This is a genomic window from Rhodococcus sp. NPDC060090 (genome assembly GCF_042729855.1).
Lineage (GTDB): Bacteria > Actinomycetota > Actinomycetes > Mycobacteriales > Mycobacteriaceae > Rhodococcus.
Genome location: NZ_JBHWXB010000008.1, coordinates 208,774 through 225,741, shown reverse-complemented (window position 1 = coordinate 225,741; position 16,968 = coordinate 208,774). Strand labels below are relative to the sequence as shown.

16 protein-coding genes are annotated in these 16,968 nt (G+C 67.0%); 9 read left to right on the top strand and 7 right to left on the bottom strand.

The features are described 5' to 3' along the window. Positions 1-9: 9 nt before the first annotated feature. From ACFWCF_RS13495 to ACFWCF_RS13485, 3 genes are all read right to left on the bottom strand, one after another. Positions 10-1,542, bottom strand: a complete 1,533-nt coding sequence (locus ACFWCF_RS13495; RefSeq protein WP_378561977.1) for a CoA-acylating methylmalonate-semialdehyde dehydrogenase — start codon at positions 1,540-1,542, stop codon at positions 10-12. 136 nt (positions 1,543-1,678) lie between these two features. Further along, positions 1,679-2,467, bottom strand: coding sequence for an SWIM zinc finger family protein (locus tag ACFWCF_RS13490; RefSeq protein ID WP_378561974.1), 789 nt, complete (start codon positions 2,465-2,467; stop codon positions 1,679-1,681). Beyond that, positions 2,467-5,385, bottom strand: a complete 2,919-nt coding sequence (locus tag ACFWCF_RS13485; RefSeq protein WP_378561971.1) for a DEAD/DEAH box helicase — start codon at positions 5,383-5,385, stop codon at positions 2,467-2,469. Before ACFWCF_RS13485 ends, ACFWCF_RS13490 begins: the two co-directional genes overlap by 1 nt. A 50-nt stretch (positions 5,386-5,435) precedes the next feature. On the opposite strand from ACFWCF_RS13485, the gene ACFWCF_RS13480 reads away from it, so the two are divergent. From ACFWCF_RS13480 to ACFWCF_RS13470, 3 genes are all read left to right on the top strand, one after another. Continuing rightward, positions 5,436-6,362 (top strand): NADP-dependent oxidoreductase, encoded by a 927-nt coding sequence (locus ACFWCF_RS13480; RefSeq protein WP_378561968.1) that lies wholly within the window; start codon positions 5,436-5,438, stop codon positions 6,360-6,362. 71 nt (positions 6,363-6,433) lie between these two features. After that, a complete protein-coding gene (locus tag ACFWCF_RS13475; protein WP_378492233.1) occupies positions 6,434-6,760 on the top strand; it encodes a hypothetical protein in 327 nt (108 codons plus the stop codon). Positions 6,761-6,908: 148 nt separating this feature from the next. Continuing rightward, positions 6,909-7,574, top strand: a complete 666-nt coding sequence (locus ACFWCF_RS13470; protein ID WP_378562079.1) for an HNH endonuclease family protein — start codon at positions 6,909-6,911, stop codon at positions 7,572-7,574. 3 nt (positions 7,575-7,577) lie between these two features. On the opposite strand, the gene ACFWCF_RS13465 is transcribed toward ACFWCF_RS13470, so the two are convergent. Next, complete coding sequence (locus ACFWCF_RS13465) at positions 7,578-8,363, bottom strand: enoyl-CoA hydratase/isomerase family protein (RefSeq protein ID WP_378561965.1); 786 nt, start codon at positions 8,361-8,363, stop codon at positions 7,578-7,580. Between the two features lie 69 nt (positions 8,364-8,432). Between ACFWCF_RS13465 and ACFWCF_RS13460 the strand changes: the two genes are divergently transcribed. After that, entirely contained in the window at positions 8,433-9,254 is an 822-nt protein-coding gene (locus ACFWCF_RS13460) for a shikimate 5-dehydrogenase (RefSeq protein ID WP_378561962.1), read from the top strand. A gap of 13 nt (positions 9,255-9,267) precedes the next feature. Here ACFWCF_RS13460 and ACFWCF_RS13455 read toward each other — a convergent pair whose 3' ends face one another. After that, on the bottom strand, positions 9,268-10,116 hold the full coding sequence (locus ACFWCF_RS13455; RefSeq protein ID WP_378561959.1) for a DUF5995 family protein: 849 nt from the start codon (positions 10,114-10,116) through the stop codon (positions 9,268-9,270). Positions 10,117-10,201: 85 nt separating this feature from the next. Next, positions 10,202-11,035, bottom strand: coding sequence for a sulfurtransferase (locus ACFWCF_RS13450; protein WP_378561956.1), 834 nt, complete (start codon positions 11,033-11,035; stop codon positions 10,202-10,204). Positions 11,036-11,166: 131 nt separating this feature from the next. Between ACFWCF_RS13450 and ACFWCF_RS13445 the strand changes: the two genes are divergently transcribed. Next, entirely contained in the window at positions 11,167-11,637 is a 471-nt protein-coding gene (locus tag ACFWCF_RS13445; RefSeq protein ID WP_378561953.1) for an acyl-CoA thioesterase, read from the top strand. A 21-nt stretch (positions 11,638-11,658) separates the two neighbouring features. Here ACFWCF_RS13445 and ACFWCF_RS13440 read toward each other — a convergent pair whose 3' ends face one another. Continuing rightward, positions 11,659-12,132 carry an Lrp/AsnC family transcriptional regulator gene (locus ACFWCF_RS13440; protein ID WP_378561950.1) on the bottom strand — a complete coding sequence of 158 codons (474 nt, stop codon included), beginning with the start codon at positions 12,130-12,132 and terminating at the stop codon, positions 11,659-11,661. 168 nt (positions 12,133-12,300) lie between these two features. Here ACFWCF_RS13440 and pdhA point away from each other — a divergent pair, with 168 nt between their 5' ends. The 4 genes from pdhA to ACFWCF_RS13420 are packed head-to-tail and all read left to right on the top strand — an operon-like array spanning position 12,301 to position 16,864. Beyond that, the gene (gene pdhA / locus ACFWCF_RS13435; RefSeq protein WP_378561947.1) at positions 12,301-13,398 is read left to right on the top strand and encodes a pyruvate dehydrogenase (acetyl-transferring) E1 component subunit alpha; all 1,098 of its coding nucleotides are present in this window, start codon (positions 12,301-12,303) and stop codon (positions 13,396-13,398) included. Next, on the top strand, positions 13,395-14,393 hold the full coding sequence (locus ACFWCF_RS13430; protein ID WP_378561944.1) for an alpha-ketoacid dehydrogenase subunit beta: 999 nt from the start codon (positions 13,395-13,397) through the stop codon (positions 14,391-14,393). The genes pdhA and ACFWCF_RS13430 overlap by 4 nt, the downstream gene beginning before the upstream one ends. Positions 14,394-14,410: 17 nt before the next feature. Then, positions 14,411-15,682, top strand: a complete 1,272-nt coding sequence (locus tag ACFWCF_RS13425; protein ID WP_378561941.1) for a dihydrolipoamide acetyltransferase family protein — start codon at positions 14,411-14,413, stop codon at positions 15,680-15,682. A gap of 48 nt (positions 15,683-15,730) precedes the next feature. Next, positions 15,731-16,864: an MFS transporter gene (locus tag ACFWCF_RS13420; RefSeq protein WP_378562076.1), complete on the top strand. Its 1,134-nt coding sequence runs from the start codon at positions 15,731-15,733 to the stop codon at positions 16,862-16,864. Positions 16,865-16,968: the final 104 nt, after the last annotated feature.

The following is a 16,968-nucleotide window of genomic DNA, read 5'->3' as shown; positions in this document are numbered from 1 at the left end:
CGGTGCCGCCTAGTCCATGGTCGGGATGACGAAGTGGTCGGTGTCGGCCACGTGGGCGCCCTCGAGGTCGCCTTCCTTGACGCCGGAAGGCCAGCGCTGGGTGACCGTCTTGGTCTTGGTGTAGAAGCGGAACGCGTCGGGCCCGTGCTGGTTGAGATCGCCGAAGCCCGAGGCCTTCCAGCCGCCGAAGGTGTAGTACGCGATCGGCACCGGGATGGGGACGTTGACGCCGACCATGCCGACCTCGACGCGATTGGTGAAGTCGCGGGCGGTATCTCCGTCGCGAGTGAAGATCGCGACGCCGTTGCCGTATTCGTGCTCGGTGGGCAGACGCAGCGCTTCCTCGTAGTCGCGTGCACGAACGACTGTCAGCACCGGTCCGAAGATCTCTTCCTTGTAGATCGTCATGTCGGTGGTGACCTTGTCGAACAGTGTTGCGCCCGAGAAGAAGCCATTCTCGTGACCTTCGAGGACGAATCCGCGGCCGTCCACGACGAGTTCGGCGCCTTCGTCGACACCCTTACCGATGTATTCGTGGACGCGGTCGCGGGCCGCGGCGGTCACGAGGGGGCCGAAGTCCGCCTTCTCGTCGAAGCTGGTGCCGATGCGCAGTTCGGCGATGCGCTCGGTGAGCTTGGCGACGAGCCGATCGGCGGTGTCCTCACCGACGGGGACGGCCACCGACAACGCCATGCAGCGTTCACCGGCCGAACCGTAGGCGGCACCGATCAGCGCATCGGCCACCTGATCGAGGTCGGCGTCGGGCATGATGATCGCGTGGTTCTTCGCCCCACCGAAGCACTGTGCACGCTTGCCGTTCTTCGCGGCGGTCTCGTAGATGTACTGCGCGATCGGTGTCGATCCCACGAAGCCGACGGCCTTGACACGCTTGTCGTTCAGCAGAACGTCGACGGCCGTCTTGTCGCCGTTGACGACATTGAAGACGCCCGCGGGCAGGCCGGCCTCGAGGAAGAGCTCGGCCAGGCGCAGCGGCACGGACGGGTCGCGCTCGGACGGCTTGAGGACGAATGCGTTACCGGAGGCGAGGGCCGGACCTGCCTTCCACAGCGGGATCATGGCCGGGAAGTTGAACGGGGTGATGCCTGCGACGACTCCCAGGGGCTGACGCATCGAGTAGACGTCGATGCCGGTGCCTGCCGTTTCGGTGTACTCGCCCTTGAGCATGTGGGGAGCACCGAGGCACACCTCGACGACCTCGAGGCCGCGCTGGACGTCGCCCTTGGCGTCGGCGAGGGTCTTACCGTGCTCGCTCGACAGCAGGTGCGCCAGCTCGTCCATGTTGTCCTGCACGAGCTGCACGAACTTCATCAGGACGCGGACGCGCTTCTGCGGGTTCCAGGATGCCCATACCTTCTGCGCTTCGGCAGCGTTGGCGATGACCGCTTCGACCTCGGTGGTGTCGGCGAGCGGCACTCGCGCCTGAACGGCTCCGGTGTTGGGATCGAAGACGTCGGCGTAGCGACCGGAGGCACCGGGAATGTGCTCGCCGCCGACGAAGTGGGTGAGTTCTCGAACGCTCATGTCGAACCGTCCTCAGAGATAGTCGTGTCGATGACCGGGAAGTCCGAGACCGCCCGAAGTCTTCGCCCATCCTATAGTCGGAAGTCCACGTATGTCTACCGTCACATGCCGGGCCACTGCAATCCGAGCGGGCGGATCAGCGCAGACGGCGGTAGAGATCCTCGAGATCGGACATCCCCCGGATCACGACGGCCTCATCGGTTCCGCCCGCCCGCAATGCCCGGCGCAGCAACATCGGATCCAAGTCGTCGAGGGCAGGCCGGAAGCGCTCGACCGGAAGTTCCGGCAGTTCGGTCTCCTCGCCGTAGAAGTCGCCGTCGTCGGGCGCCTCCTCCTCGACCCCACCGATGAGCATCGACAGGTCGACACCACGCAGCGTCAGGACGGACAACGGGTTCTCGTCGACATGCTCAGCCAACAGGAACGCCACCGCCGCAGCGTGTTTGCACGGCCAGCCGTCGTCGGGGCACGTACAGTCGAAGTCCAGCTCCCCCGCTCTGCGGGGCAGCAACAGCGGCCCGAGTTCTTCGGGGAGAACTCCCCCGGCCACGCGCGCGAGCAGCCCGGGCGACGAACGCACCTGCTCGATCAGTTCGCCGACGGCCTCCTCGGACAGCGTGCGCACCGTGACGGTGGACGTGAACGGGCGCAGCTGACTGCCCTGCACGTCGCCGATCGCCGCGCCGGGTTCGAGTCGCATCGACACCACCTGACCCGAACGTGCATACGCGCGTCCTCGAGTCAGCCGTCCCTTGTCTGCCGCCTGCTCCATGGCCGCGATCAGTTCTTTCGACCACCAACTGCGGCCGATCGCGCCGCGTTTGGTGCGCGCCTCCACGCCGTGCGCCACCGGCCGAGACCCGTCGTACTTCCTGGAACTGCTCCTCTGAAATGCCCCGTCGCTTCGCTCGCCCCGGCCCGCCATCAGTCACCCACCGCGTCGTCTCCGAGAGTCAGCAGCGAGTGCAACTGATCCGTGGACAGTTCGGTGATCCAGTTCTCCCCCACACCGACCGCAAGGTCGGCGAGTTCCTGTTTACCGGTGAGCATTTCGTCGATCCGTTCTTCGACCGTCCCCACACACACCAGCTTGCGCACCTGCACGTCGCGGCGTTGCCCGATGCGGAAGGCACGGTCGGTGGCCTGGTTCTCGACCGCCGGGTTCCACCATCGGTCCAGGTGCACCACGTGGTTGGCGGCCGTCAGGTTCAGGCCCGTGCCGCCCGCCTTGAGCGACAGCAGCATGATCGGAGGCCCCGCACCTTCCTGTTGGAACCGAGTAACCATGTCGTCGCGTTTCCCCTTCGGTACACCGCCGTGCAGAAACGGCACCTCGGCCGCGAACCGCTGCTCGAGATAGGGAGCGATGAGGGTGCCGAACTCCCGGAACTGCGTGAACAGCAGCACCTTCTCGCCGTCGGCGAGCACCGATTCGACGATGTCCTCGATCAATCCGAGTTTGCCCGACCGGTGCCGGCCACGGCGTAGCACCGGCGACCCGTCGCCCAGATAGTGAGCGGGATGGTTGCACACCTGTTTGAGGCGGGTCAGCGCCGCCAGCACCGCCCCCTTCCTGGCCATTCCCTCTTTGTCGCGGATCTTGCGCATCATGTCGTCGACGACCGCGCGGTACAGCGCGGCCTGTTCGGCGGTGAGGTTGGCGCGGACGGTCTGCTCGAACTTCTCGGGCAGATCGGAAATCACGTCCGGGTCGGTCTTGACGCGCCGCAACACGAACGGCGCCGTCAGTGCGCGCAGTCGCGCGGCGGCCGCCGAATCGTGGTCGCGTTCGATGGGCACCGCGAATTTCGCCCGGAATCCTGCGGCGCTACCGAGCAACCTCGGATTCGCGAAATCCAGGATCGACCGAAGTTCCTCGAGGCGGTTCTCGACCGGGGTACCGGTGAGCGCGATGCGGTGCGCCGCGGGAATTGCGCGGGTGGCCCGTGACTGTCCTGTGCTCGCGTTCTTCACGTGCTGCGCCTCGTCGAGCACGACCCGCCGCCACGACAACTCCACCAACTGCGCGATATCGCGCGCGACGATCGCGTACGTGGTGATCACCAGATCGTGATCGGCGACAGCTGCAGCGAGGGCCTTCCCCCGCAGACGCTGAGGACCGTGGTGTACGTGCACGCGCAGGCCGGGAACGAACCGCTCGGCCTCCCGGTGCCAGTTGCCGACGACAGACATCGGGCACACCAGCAGCGTCGGCGCGGGGTGCGAGACCGGTGCGGAATACAGGGCCGCGGAACCGTCCGCCCGTTCCACCTCGCGTTCGTGGGCGAGCAGTGCGAGCACCTGCACCGTCTTACCCAGGCCCATGTCGTCGGCGAGCACCGCGCCGAGACCGAGCCGGGTCATGAACGCGAGCCAGTCGAGTCCTCGCTGCTGGTACGGCCGCAGCTCGGTGCGCAGATCCTTCGGCACCGACACCGGCTCGGGATGCACCTGGCCGTCGAGCAGCGTCTCGATCCACCCGGACGCGGTGATGTCGGTGACCTCTACCGGCGGTGGCTCATCACCGGTGAACTGCGCGAACAGTGAACCGAGCGACCCGTCCTGCGCGGAATGTGCATTGACGTACTCGGCGGCGCGTGCGAGCGCCTCGTTGTCGGCGCGGACCCATTTACCGCGCAGCTTCACCAGGTCACTGTTCGCGGCGACGAGGTCTTCCATCTCGGAATGAGTGAGCAGCATGTCGCCGACGGCGAGCTGCCACTCGTAGGAGATGATCGCGTTCATTCCCACCGCGCTCTCGTCGGCGGTCACGGGTGCGACGGACGAGTTCACTTTCAGACGCAGCGACGGGTCGACCGTGGCCCACGCCCTCGGCAACAGCAACGACACTCCGGCCGACTGCAGAGCGCGCGCGCCGTGCTCGACCAGATCGATCACGACCGGGGTCGGCAGCAGGAGGTCGAGTGTGTCGGGATCGCGCGGGACATCCTGCAGTCGCGGGTACGCGTTGAGGGCGGCGCCGAGCTTGCGGACACCGATCTGGAGCAGGTGCGCGTCGGTCGACTCCACGGGCAGCGGAACCGGCGACTGTCCTTCCGTCCGCAGGCACACCTCGAGACGCCAGAACGCGTCGGCGCCGCTGTCTCTTGCGCCACTGTCTGTGGCGTCGCTGTCGTCGGGTTCCACAAGTCGGAGCACGAGATCGGGTTCGAATCCCGCGAGGCTGGCCCGCCACTCTTCGAGGGCATCGGCCATGCGCTGGCTGCCGCGCGGATGTGGGTTACCGTCGGCGAGCGCAGCAACGAGGGGGTGCAGCGACGTCGACGGCCGGTGCAACCCGCGAACGATCGGGTCGGTCAGCTCGGCGCACATGTCGTCGAGCAGAGCAGCGGGACGGCCGAGCTGCCGCTGGACCGGCGGCATCGCCGCGGCGAGCTCTGCGAGCCACGCACGCGTCTTCTCCCCGCCGAGGAGCCGCCACCGTGCCCACCACTGCTTCTCGGCGCGCGCCAGCTCCGGCGCCACGCGTCCGGCCTGCGCCCATCGTTCGATGCCGCGCGCCACGTGCACGAGGAATCGCAGATCTCCCGCAATGCCCTGGGCGCGGCGTGGGACGTCGAGCAGGAGTTCGGCCGCGTCCGCCGGTGCGATGGCCACGGCGGGAAGGGTGCGCGGTTCCGTGTCGCCAGGCAGAGTCAGTTCGACCCGGTGCCTGAACGGCCGGTCCGTCCACCTGCGCAGCGCCGACGGCAGCTCTGCATCATCTGCAGACACCACGAGGCCCGCCGATTCGGATGCGTCGGATGCGACGGCGGCCGTTTCGTCCGGTTCCCGCCACAGCACTAGGCCCGATCCAGGTGACCAGAGCCCGTGCAAGAACATCCCTATATGGTGCCAGCCCTCGCCGACGACGGAGGTGGCAGGCTGTGAAGATGGCGATTGCGTATGGATTCTCGGAGTACGGCGGCCCCGGTACCCAGCAGGTCTTCGACCTGGAAGTACCGAGGCCGGGCCCGGGTCAGCTCCTCGTCGCGGTGCACGCTGCCGGGGTGAATCCGGCCGACTGGAAGGTGCGGGCAGGCACGCGCAAGGACACGGTCCCGGTGACGCTGCCCGCAGTGCTGGGACGCGAAGTGTCGGGTGTGGTCATCGAGGTGGGTGAGAACGGCCGGGATTTCGCGGTCGGTGACGCCGTCTTCGGGTCGACGGCCACCGGCTTCGGAGGTTACGCCGAATACACGGTGCTCAACGCCGACAGCACCGCGCACAAACCCCAGGGACTGGGCTTTGCCGCTGCCGCGACCATTCCCGTCGCTGCGGGCACCGCGCTGGACATCGTCGAACAGCTCGAGATCGTCGACGCCGACACCGTGCTGGTGCTCGGCGCCGGAGGTGGTGTCGGTTCCGCTGTCACCCAGCTGGCCCACGCGCAGGGGGCGGCGGTGCTCGGTGTCGCGAGTGCAGGCAAAACAGATCTCATCGAAGCGAACGGCGGCATCTGGATCGAGTCCGGCGCCGGCAGTGAGGACCGGATCGTGGCGGCGGGGAAGTACGCCGGGAAGGTGACGGTGATCGTCGATCTGGTGGGCGGGGACGTCCTCGCACGCGCCGCTGCGGCGTGCGGACTCGATGTGCGGATCGTCAGTGTCGCCGATCCGGGTCTCGCCTCCGACCTCGGTGGTTCGGGCGTCCACCGTCGTCGCACCACCGATGTCTTCGCGCGTGTCGCGGCGCTCATCGTCAGTGGTGTGCTCGATCCGAGGATCGAGCACACGTTCCCACTCCACGAGGCCGGTCGCGCACTGGCGCTCGTCGAAGACGGTCACGCACGCGGCAAGGTGGTCGTGACGGTCAGGTGAGAATTCCGGACGCTGACAGTTCTGAGCCGGACTCTCTGGATCGGGGCGCACGAGCGGAGGAAGATGGGCCTATGCCCGTCCTGATCCAGGTTCTCGAGCAGACCCACAGTACGCATACTCCGTGGGAGCAGGTGAAGTACGCGTTCGTCGACTGGGACCACGTCACCACGTTGCGTCTGGACGGCCAGTGCGGGGTGTGGCTCGACGGCACCAAGCACGGTGAGTCACATCGCCTCGCCGCGACCCCCAGTCCTGAGGAAGCGATCTTCTTCCTGCTCAGGGTCTACGACCGGATCGCAGAATGCCGCCAGTCGGGTGGCTCATGGATCGTCGGACACGACGGCTGCACCGTCGCATCCATTCGCGCGACACGTTTCCCGTTGACCACCGACGGCTGATCCGATCGCCGAGTGGGCACGTGCACGCGACATGACCCGCGCGGGAGTCCTCGGGGCGCGTGAACACGACATCCCGACGCCGACCTGCCACGATCTCCCGATGCCCGGTGGGAACGCGAAGTGGTGGGTGGCGGCGGTCGTGATCACGATGATCGTGTCGTGGTGGTACGACTTCTCGACTCGGGCGACGGATCCCGTCCCCGGTAGTCCGTCGCGCAGCGTGATCGACGAATTACTCACTGCGGTGACGGTGGTACCCGAGCGCCCGCACCCCGGTGGCTACGACCGCGACTGTGGAAGCGGTGCCGGCTGCGTCTTCGGGCACGCGTGGACGGACGAGCACCCCGGGCCCGGCGGACACGACGGCTGCGACACCCGCAACAACGTGCTTGCGCGGGACCTGCGCGACGTGGTCCTCCGGCCGGGCAGCGGCGACTGCATCGTTACCGCTGGGACCCTCGACGATCCGTACACCGGTGCGCGGGTGGACTTCCAGCGCGCGCAAGCGAATGCGGTGCACATCGACCACATTTATCCGTTGGCGGCGGCCTGGGATCACGGCGCCTCGACGTGGGCGGTGGAACTGCGCAGGCAGTTCGCAAACGACGTGCTGTACAACCTGATTGCCGTCGACGGCAACGCGAACATGGCCAAACGCGACCACACCCCCTCCGGGTGGCTACCACCCGCCGCCGGGTATCGATGCTGGTTTGCGGGTAAGTACCTCACGGTCGCACTGCGGTACGGGTTGCCGATCACCGTGGAGGATCACGGCGCCCTCGCCGACGCGGCCGAGACGTGCCCGGAGAGGTGACCGTCAGGCGGTCGGCAGATTCTGTGGAATCCACTCCGGGTCGCGCTTCTCCATGAACGCCCTCATCCCTTCGCGGGGTTCCTGTGATGTCTCGAGAGCACCGAACATGGTCTGGTAGTCGATCAATCCGTACCGGTCGTTGAGCATGCGTTTGACCTGGGCTCGCGCGATCGGCGCGGTCTGCAGCACCTCGCGCGCTGCAGTCAGCGCAGCTTCGCGTAGTTGGTCGTGCGGAACGACGCGGGAGATCACGCCGAGACGCAGGGCTTCGGCCGCATCGAACTTGCGGGCCGAGAGGATCAGATCGCGGGCCGCGGCCAGGCCGATGTGCGCGGGCAGTGTCGCGGCGTAGGTCGCGTCGGGGATTCCACGCAGGAGTTCGGGCACGCGGAAGGTCGCGCGGTCGCTGGCCACTGCGATGTCGGACATCATGGCCACGAGCAACCCACCCGCCTGGCAGATTCCGTTGACCGCGGAGATGACGGGCGCGCGACTGTCGCGAATGGCCAGAAACGGGACGACCTCTTCTCCGGAGAGCCCTTCCGGCAGGTTGTCGCCCGGTTCCGCACGGCCACCCAGGTCGCCGCCCGGCGCGAAGACGTCGTCGACTCCGGTGATGATCAGCGCCCGCAGATCGGGGTCGTTGTTGACCAGCCGGACGGCGCGTTTGAGGCCGTAGTACATGGCGGGGGTGAATGCGTTGCGTGCGGCGGGGCGGTCGATGGTGCACCATCCGATCGCACCTTCACGCTCGAATCGCAGTCCGCCGGCTCCCAGATCGTCTCCCATAGCGAGAACATACCTCATTCTCATTTGGGAGAACAGAATTCCAAGCGGTGGCCGGACTACCGTATGGGAATGGCCTCGCGCATCTCCAAGGACACGCAGTTGTGCATCTCCCTCTCGGGCAGACCCAGCAACATCGGAACCCGATTCCACAACTACCTCTACGAGGAACTCGATCTCGACTTCGTGTACAAGGCATTCCGCCCCACCGGCATCGGCGACGCGGTGGCCGGGATCCGCGGGCTGGGCATCCGCGGTGCGGGTGTGTCGATGCCGTTCAAGGAAGCCGTGCTGTCGCTGGTGGATGTTCTTCACGACTCGGCACGAGCGATCGAGTCGGTCAACACGATCGTCAACGACGACGGGGCCCTCCACGCCTACAACACCGACTACCAGGCCGTGGTCGACCTGCTCGCCGCACACGCGGTCGACCCCGCCCTGCCCGTCACGATCGCCGGCAGCGGAGGCATGGCCAAGGCCGTCGCCGCAGCCCTGCGCCACAGCGGTTTCACCGAAGGCACCGTCGTCGCACGCAACGAGGTCAGCGGCAGGGCGCTGGCCCAGAAATACGGCTACGCGTGGCGCACCGACACGACCGATACGGCGCCGGGACTCCTCGTCAATGCCACGCCCATCGGAATGGCGGGAGGCGGGGCGGAATCCGAGGCTCTACCCTTCCCCAACGACGTCATCGCCGCAGCGTCGATGGTGTTCGACGTGGTGGCAATGCCACCCGACACCCCGCTCGTGCGCGCTGCACGCGAACGCGGGGTGCCGACGATCACCGGCGACGAGGTGATCGCTCTCCAGGCGGCACTGCAGTTCGAGCTGTACACCGGCGTCAGGCCCACCGGCGAACAGATCCGGCGCGCATCCGAGTACTCACGCCGCTAGCGCACCGAAATGCTCATACGGTCCCGATCGCCTCGAGTCCGTCGAGGACGACGCTCGCGGCGTCGACCGCGAGATTCATCTCGGCGCGGGTGAGGTCGTGGGTCGCGGGGTTCTGCAACCCGAAGTTGTTGACCCAGGCCACCGATCGCGCAGACTGGAACATGAACGTGGTGGTCGCGGTGTCACCGACGAGATCTCCGACGAACCACCCGGTGAAGAACGGGCCCATATCCGTTCCGTATGCGCGTTCGAATTCGTCGGCGATCACGGGCGCCGCGGCCACGAGCGCCTCACCGAAGGTGTAGAAGTCACGGGTGCGTTCCGGCGTCGATCCGATCGTCACGAGCGCCTCGGGAAAGTCGATCACCAGGTGCGCCACGATCGCACCGGTGAGCACCCGGCCCGGGCTCCGGTCACACTGCTCGGTGAGCGCGAGCGCCGAGGCCCAGTGCGGGGCCGGAGTGCCTCCGGTGACGTATTCGTGCAGGTTGGACATGTACAACCGCACCACCTCCACCGCCAGGTTCTCCGCCCACACCGGATCGTCGTAGACACCCGAAGTCAGGGTCGGCTCGGTCAAGGCGAGGATCTCGTCGAACGCGAGGACGAACGTGCCGCGATAGTCGTCGCTTCGGCTGAGCACGTCGCGCAGTGCACCGATGCGGGCACGCGCGTCGGCGAAGGTCTCGATTCCCGCCGGGTCGGTCAGCGCGCCGAGATCGGCCGCGGAGTCGATGGGAACGGCATCGGCGGGAACGCACTCGGATACGGCGGGCGCTCCCGGATCGACCGGCTCCGCAGCGGCGATGGGCGTGAAGATCATCGCACCGGCAACGGCCGTGGCCAGGAGAGGGAAGGTCACGCGCATCATGGTTGTACAGGTCACCAGAGGTAACGTACACAGCGGTTCACATTCCGGCTATGTCCGATTCATGTCGCCATCTCCGTCAACCCGTTGCGACGACCCGACGAGTATCGCCGGACCACTGCGACCACGATCCCGGAAACAGGGATGCCTCGATCCCCGCGATGGCCAGCGCTGCGATCTCGTGCGCCGCGCTCACCCCCGACCCGCAGTACACGGCCACGTCCCCCGTCACACCCAGTTCCGCGAACCGGGCGGCGAGCTGATCGACCGGCCGGAATGTGCCGTCCTCACGGAGATTTCCGGCGGTCGGCGCATTGATCGCGCCCGGGATGTGCCCGGCGCGCGAGTCCACCGGTTCCTCGCTCCCGAGATAGCGCTCCGCGGTGCGCGCATCGAGCAGCACCCCGTGCGACGGAAATTCTGCAGCTTCGTCGATGCCGACCGTCGGCATGTGCCCTACGGTGAGCGTGATCGTGCCCCGACGGTGTTCCGCACCCGGACCGGCCGCGACCGCGTGACCTCCTGCGATCCACGCGGGCAGTCCGCCGTCGAGCAGGCGGACGTCCGGCACCCCCGCCCACTTCAGCAGCCACCACGCGCGCGCCGCCGCCATCGAGCCGGTCGCGTCGTAGGCCACCACCGTGGAGTCCTCGGAGATTCCCCATCCGCGGGCTTCCTCCTGTAGGCGTTCGATGTCGGGCAACGGGTGCCGTCCCAGTTCGAGTGACGGAGGATCGGCGAGTTCGGCGTCGAGATCGACGAACACCGCACCCGGAATGTGACCTTCGCGGTAGTTCTCCCGGCCGTGCCGGTCGCCGAGTGCCCAGCGCACATCGAGCAGGATCGGCGGTCTTCCGCCGTCGACACGTTCGGCGAGTTCGGTGGAGGAGATGAGGACATTATGGTCGGCCATACCGAATGATGGCACGCAGAGCCGGGCCGATGTGCCGCCAAAGGGCCCCGATTCGCCCTTTTTCGGTGTCGGTTCTGCAATGTGGGCACTGTTGATCAGAATTGCTGTCCGTATAGCACTATCGTCGAGATGTGACCAACCGCCAGCCGACGAGACCCTCAGCGCCTCCCGACCCGGGGCAGTTCCCGGTGCTGTGGCCGGTGCAGACCCGCTGGGCCGACAACGATCACTACGGCCACGTCGACAACGTGACCTACTACTCGTACTTCGACTCGGCGATCAACGGTTGGCTGATGACCACGACCGGTGTGGATATCCGCGAACTCGACGTCGTCGGCGTGGTCGCCGAAACCTCGTGCCGCTATCTGGCGGAACTGTCGTTCCCCGATCGCCTTCAGGTGGGACTCGCCGTCGAGAGCCTCGGCCGCCGGTCGGTAACCTACTCGCTGGCCCTGTTCCGTGAGGAGGCCGACGGCACGCTCGTTCCGGCTGCCACCGGGCGTTTCGCCCACGTGTACGTCGATATGAACACGCGACACCCCGTCCCGATCCCCGAGCAGATCCGCAAGGCCGTCACGAAGCTCGTCACCCGCTCGACCTGAGCCCGGCCGGCGGTTCTGCCACTATCCGTCGCCGAGGATTTTCCCGAGCAGCGGCACCGCGCGCTGCCGGACCAGTTCGCGCATCACCAGCGACATGTTGGTGCGTTCCACTCCGGGAATCTCGAGAATCTGTCCGGCGAGCCGGTACAGGTCGTCCGTGTCGCGGGCGACGATCTTGACGGACAGATCGATGGCGCCCGCGAGCCCGTAGACCTCGACGACCTCCGGGATCCGCTCCAGCGCCGCTACGACGTCGGAGAGACGATGCTGGTCCACCGTCGTCGCCACATACGCGGCGAGCGGATAGCCGAGCACAACCGGATCGACCCGCCGCTCGAACGATGCCAGCAGCCCTTCCGCATCCCATCGCGCAAGACGCGCCTGCACGGTGTTGCGGGACAACCCCAGACGCTGCGCCAGCTCGACACCTGTGGCCCGCGGTGTGCGCGCCAGCTCGACCAGCAGACGGGCGTCGGTCGCGTCCACATTGGTCATCTTTCACAGTGTGCCACCCGAAACCGGCGAGTACCCGTGCTTCCTGCTCAATCCGACCTCGGTCGATTGCGCACTCTCCCCGAACGTGGATCATGTGAGGTACGGCACACTACGAGTCCGGTCCGTCCCACAAGGGCATCCGGTCCTGCACCGACGAGGTGATCGACGATGGTGGTATCCCCGACCTATCCTGTTCAGCTCATCCAGCCTGACGGCAGGCGCGTCCACAACCCCGAATACGCCGCGCTGGTTGCCGACATCGATCCCGAGTGTCTGCGCACGATGTACCGCGATCTGGTCGTCGTCCGCCGGCTCGACGCCGAAGCCACCGCTCTCCAGCGGCAGGGCGAACTCGGCCTCTGGGCGCCCCTCACCGGTCAGGAGGCCGCGCAGGTCGGATCTGCCCACGCGCTCGAACGCGACGACTACATCTTCACCAGTTACCGCGAGCACGGAGTCGCCTGGTGCCGTGGTGTCGATCCCGCCGACATGACCCGGATGTGGCGCGGATGTGCGCACTCCGGTTGGGATCCCGCGACCGTGAACATGACGAACCCCGCGATCGTCGTGGGTTCGCAGGGGTTGCACGCCACCGGATACGCGATGGGCGCCAAGCTCGACGGCGCCGATATCGCGACCGTCGCCTATTTCGGCGACGGCGCCACCAGCCAGGGCGATGTGTCCGAGGCGCTCGGCTTCGCGGTGAGCTGGGGCGTCGGCGTCGTGTTCTTCTGCCAGAACAATCACTGGGCCATCAGCGCCCCCACTCACCTCCAGACGCCGGTCCCGATCGCGCAACGTGCCGCCGGGTTCGGTATGCCCGCCGTGCAGGTCGACGGCAACGACGTACTCGCGGTCCTCGCTGTCACCCGCCGCGCAGCCCGGCATGCGCGCGACGGCGCGGGGCCGTTCTTCGTCGAGGCCCTGACCTACCGGATGGGTCCGCACACCACCTCCGACGACCCCACCCGCTACCGCACCGACGCCGACCTCGACGAATGGCGGGCACGCGACCCGATCGAGCGGGTGCGCAAGCTACTGGACCGCGAGAACCTTGCGGATGACACATTCTTCGCCGAGGTGAAGGATGCGGCCGATGCAGCCGCGGCGCGCTTGCGCGGCGGCACCCTCGACCTACCCGATCCCGAGCCGCTGAGCATGTTCGACCACGTGTACACCACCGCGCATCCACTGCTCGAACGAGAACGCGCCGACTACGCGAACTACCTCGCGAGTTTCGTGTCCACCGAGGAGGCCGGAAGATGACCACCACGACGACGACCACCACGACGATGACACTCGGCGCAGCCCTCAATGCAGGTCTGCGTCGCGCACTCGAACACGATCGCAAGGTCGTGATCATGGGCGAGGACGTGGGCCGGCTGGGCGGGGTCTTCCGCATCACCGACACGCTGCAGAAGGATTTCGGTGACGGCCGGGTCATCGACACACCACTGGCCGAATCCGGGATCATCGGCGCCGCGTTCGGGATGGCACTGCGCGGCTACCGGCCGGTGTGCGAGATCCAGTTCGACGGGTTCGTGTATCCCGCGTTCGACCAGATCGTCTCGCAGGTCGCGAAGATCCACTACCGCACCGCGGGCGCCGTCCGGGCACCGCTGACCATCCGTATCCCGTACGGCGGCGGAATCGGCGCGGTAGAGCACCATTCGGAATCGCCCGAGGTGTACTTCACCCACACCGCGGGCCTACGGGTGGTCTCCCCCAGCAACCCCGCAGACGCGTTCGCGATGATCCAGCAGTCCGTCACGCTCGACGATCCGGTGATCTTCCTCGAACCGAAACACCGCTACTGGGAACGCGGACCGGTCGACATCGACGCGGCACCGGAACTACCTCTCGACCGAGCCCGCATCGCCCGCGCCGGGACCGACGCCACACTCGTGACTTTCGGTGCGCTCATGACCACGGCATTGCAGGCCGCGAATATTGCCGAGAGCGAAGGACATTCGATCGAGGTGATCGACCTGCGATCCCTCTCGCCCATCGATTTCGACACCATCGAGGAATCGGTGCGCCGCACGGGCCGGCTCGTCGTCGTGCAGGAGGCGCCGGTCTTCTGCGGGATCGGAGCCGAGATCGCGGCGCGTATCAGCGAAAGGTGCTTCTATCAACTCGAAGCCCCGGTGCTCCGGGTCGGCGGATTCGACATTCCCTACCCCCCGGCGAAACTCGAATCCCATCACCGCCCCGACCCGGACCGGATTCTCGATGCCGTCGACCGCAGCTTCGCGGCGTGAGCAACGGAGAACCGAGAGTGGACACTGCCAAGGAATTCCGGTTGCCCGACCTGGGTGAGGGTCTGGCCGACGCGGATCTGATCGTGTGGACGGTCCAGGTGGGCGATCACGTCGAACTCAATCAGGTGATCGCCGAGGTGGAAACGGCGAAGGCGACGGTCGAGTTGCCGTCGCCGTACGCCGGGACCGTCGCCGAGTTGCTGGCCTCCCCCGGCGACACCGTGCCGGTGGGTGCTCCGTTGCTGCGGATCACCGTGCCGGACGGCAGTGGCGCCGAGACCGATTCCACGTCCACCGGACCCGAAGAACAGGCGACCGAGCAGCGACCGCAGGTTCTCGTCGGCTACGGTCCCGGCGAGGCGCCGGTGAGCAGACGCGGCTCCCGAAAGCCCGAGCCCGACGCAGAGCCGAGCAGCAGCGGTGCTCTCGTACGCCGGCCCGACGCGAAACCCGGGGCGAGGCGCGAGGCGAAGGAACTCGGCGTCGACCTCGCCACCGTCGAGGGCACCGGCCCGGGTGGCGTGATCACTCGCGCCGATGTCCGGCGCAACGCCGACGGGGCACCGACACAGACATCAATATCCGAGGACGAGACACGTGTCCCCATCCGCGGAATCCGCAAGCGCAGTGCCGCGGCCGTCACACGCAGTGCATTCTCGGCGCCACACGCAACGCTGTTTCTCACGTGCGACGTGACGAACACCGTCGAGTTGGTGACGCGGCTGCGCTCGTCGCCGCCGTTCGACGGCACGCACTTGACGTCGCTGGCGATCGTCGCGACCGCACTGGTGCGGGCCATAGCCGACGAACCGTCGTTGAACTCGTCATGGGACGAGGAAGCCCAGGAGATCGTGACCCACCACCGTGTACACCTGGGCATTGCAACGGCCACCGACGAGGGTCTGAAGGTGCCCGTGGTGCGCGACGCGCACGAGATGCGGCTTCCCGAACTGTCAGGCGCGATCGCCGCGGCTGCCGGCAGCGCGAGGTCCGGAGAGGCGTCCCCGTCGAACTTGACGGGGTCGACTATCTCGATCACCAACGTGGGAGTGTTCGGTATCGATGCCGGTACCCCGATCCTCAATCCAGGGGAAGCGGCGATTCTGGCGGTCGGGGCGATCTCGGACCGGCCGTGGGTGGTCGACGGAGCGCTCGCGGTGCGGAAGGTCGCGACATTGTCGCTGGCGTTCGATCATCGGCTCGTCGACGGCGAACAGGCCGGGTGCGCCCTGGCAGCGATCGGTGCGGTCCTGAAGGATCCGGTGCCGACACTCGTCTCGGCGCCCTGACGGCCCACCGAGCAGAACTCCGCAGGAACGCTAGCGTGGAGTTCCGTGATCGATACTGTCCTCACCCGCGCACGCGCCGCCGTGTTCACCGTCTTCGGTGTCAACGGCTTCCTCCTCGCGATGTGGGTCGTCCACATCCCGGTGGTCCAGCAACGGGTGGGTATCGGTAACGGCGCGCTGGGGACGCTGCTGCTCGCCCTCGCGGTCGGTGCCATCGGAGGAATGCAGGCGACGGGGTACCTCGCCGACCGCTTCGGCAGCGACCGCACCACGCTGGTGTTCGGCGCGATACTCGCGTTCGCGGTGGTCGGCCCCGGACTCGCGACCACACCGTGGCAGCTCGCCGTCGCCCTGGTCCTGTTCGGTTTCGCGAACGGCGCGCTCGATGTGTCGATGAATTCTCAAGCCGTGGTTGTCGAACGGCGTTATCACCGCCCGATCATGGCTGCGTTCCACGGATTGTTCTCGATGGGTGGAATCGCCGGGTCGCTCGTCGGTGCCGCGACACTCGCCGCGGGCATCGACCCACCCGTGACGTTGGCAGCGGCCGGCGCCGTCGGTCTCGTCGCGATCCTGTGGGCGGGGCGTCATCTCGTACGAAGCGAGCCGATGCCGCACACACCTGCCGAGCGCGGCAGAGGTGGTTACTCGGCGCGGGTGATCCTGCTCGGCGGCGTCGCGTTCGGGCTGATGCTCAGCGAGGGCGTCGCCAACGACTGGAGTGCCCTCCAGGTGAAGGAGCATCTGAACGCGGCAGATTCCGTGGCGGCGCTGGCGTTCGGTGCGTTCTCCGCGACGATGACGCTGGGCCGGTTCGTCGCCGATCGGGTCAGCGCGCGAATCGGCGGTGTCGCCGTGGTCCGGTACGGCACTCTCGTGGCCGCAGCGGGGATGGCTCTGGTGATGGTGTCGCCGTGGTTGCCACTGACACTTACGGGATGGGCGTTGTTCGGTCTGGGCCTCTCGGGAGCGGTCCCACAGATCTTCACCGCTGCAGGAAATATCGCGACCGGCACGCCGGGTAAGAACATGTCACGGGTCGTCGGACTGGGCTATATCGGGTTCCTGGCCGGACCGGCGACGATCGGCTGGATCTCCGAGGTGTCGTCTCTGACGGTGGCGATGGTAGTGCCGTTGGTGTGTGTCCTCGTCGCTGCGGCGCTCGCCCCGGCCCTCAAATGAGAAAAGTGTGGATCCGAGCCCGGCAAACGGCGGGGGTGAACAAATAAGGGTTTAAGCGCACAAAGCCCAAAAATCAGCAGTAAAACAAGAGAACCAGAAAAAAT

Excerpts from the sequence above, each read along its gene's own strand:
- ACFWCF_RS13475 (WP_378492233.1), top strand. The coding sequence starts at position 6,434 with ATGCCCGTCCTGATCCAGGTTCTCGAGCAGACCCACAGTACGCATACT.
- ACFWCF_RS13440 (WP_378561950.1), bottom strand. The coding sequence starts at position 12,132 with ATGACCAATGTGGACGCGACCGACGCCCGTCTGCTGGTCGAGCTGGCG.
- ACFWCF_RS13485 (WP_378561971.1), bottom strand. The coding sequence starts at position 5,385 with ATGTTCTTGCACGGGCTCTGGTCACCTGGATCGGGCCTAGTGCTGTGG.
- ACFWCF_RS13450 (WP_378561956.1), bottom strand. The coding sequence starts at position 11,035 with ATGGCCGACCATAATGTCCTCATCTCCTCCACCGAACTCGCCGAACGT.
- ACFWCF_RS13480 (WP_378561968.1), top strand. The coding sequence starts at position 5,436 with ATGGCGATTGCGTATGGATTCTCGGAGTACGGCGGCCCCGGTACCCAG.
- ACFWCF_RS13495 (WP_378561977.1), bottom strand. The coding sequence starts at position 1,542 with ATGAGCGTTCGAGAACTCACCCACTTCGTCGGCGGCGAGCACATTCCC.
- ACFWCF_RS13465 (WP_378561965.1), bottom strand. The coding sequence starts at position 8,363 with ATGGGAGACGATCTGGGAGCCGGCGGACTGCGATTCGAGCGTGAAGGT.
- ACFWCF_RS13490 (WP_378561974.1), bottom strand. The coding sequence starts at position 2,467 with ATGGCGGGCCGGGGCGAGCGAAGCGACGGGGCATTTCAGAGGAGCAGT.
- ACFWCF_RS13430 (WP_378561944.1), top strand. The coding sequence starts at position 13,395 with ATGACCACCACGACGACGACCACCACGACGATGACACTCGGCGCAGCC.
- ACFWCF_RS13460 (WP_378561962.1), top strand. The coding sequence starts at position 8,433 with ATGGCCTCGCGCATCTCCAAGGACACGCAGTTGTGCATCTCCCTCTCG.
- ACFWCF_RS13470 (WP_378562079.1), top strand. The coding sequence starts at position 6,909 with ATGATCGTGTCGTGGTGGTACGACTTCTCGACTCGGGCGACGGATCCC.
- pdhA (WP_378561947.1), top strand. The coding sequence starts at position 12,301 with ATGGTGGTATCCCCGACCTATCCTGTTCAGCTCATCCAGCCTGACGGC.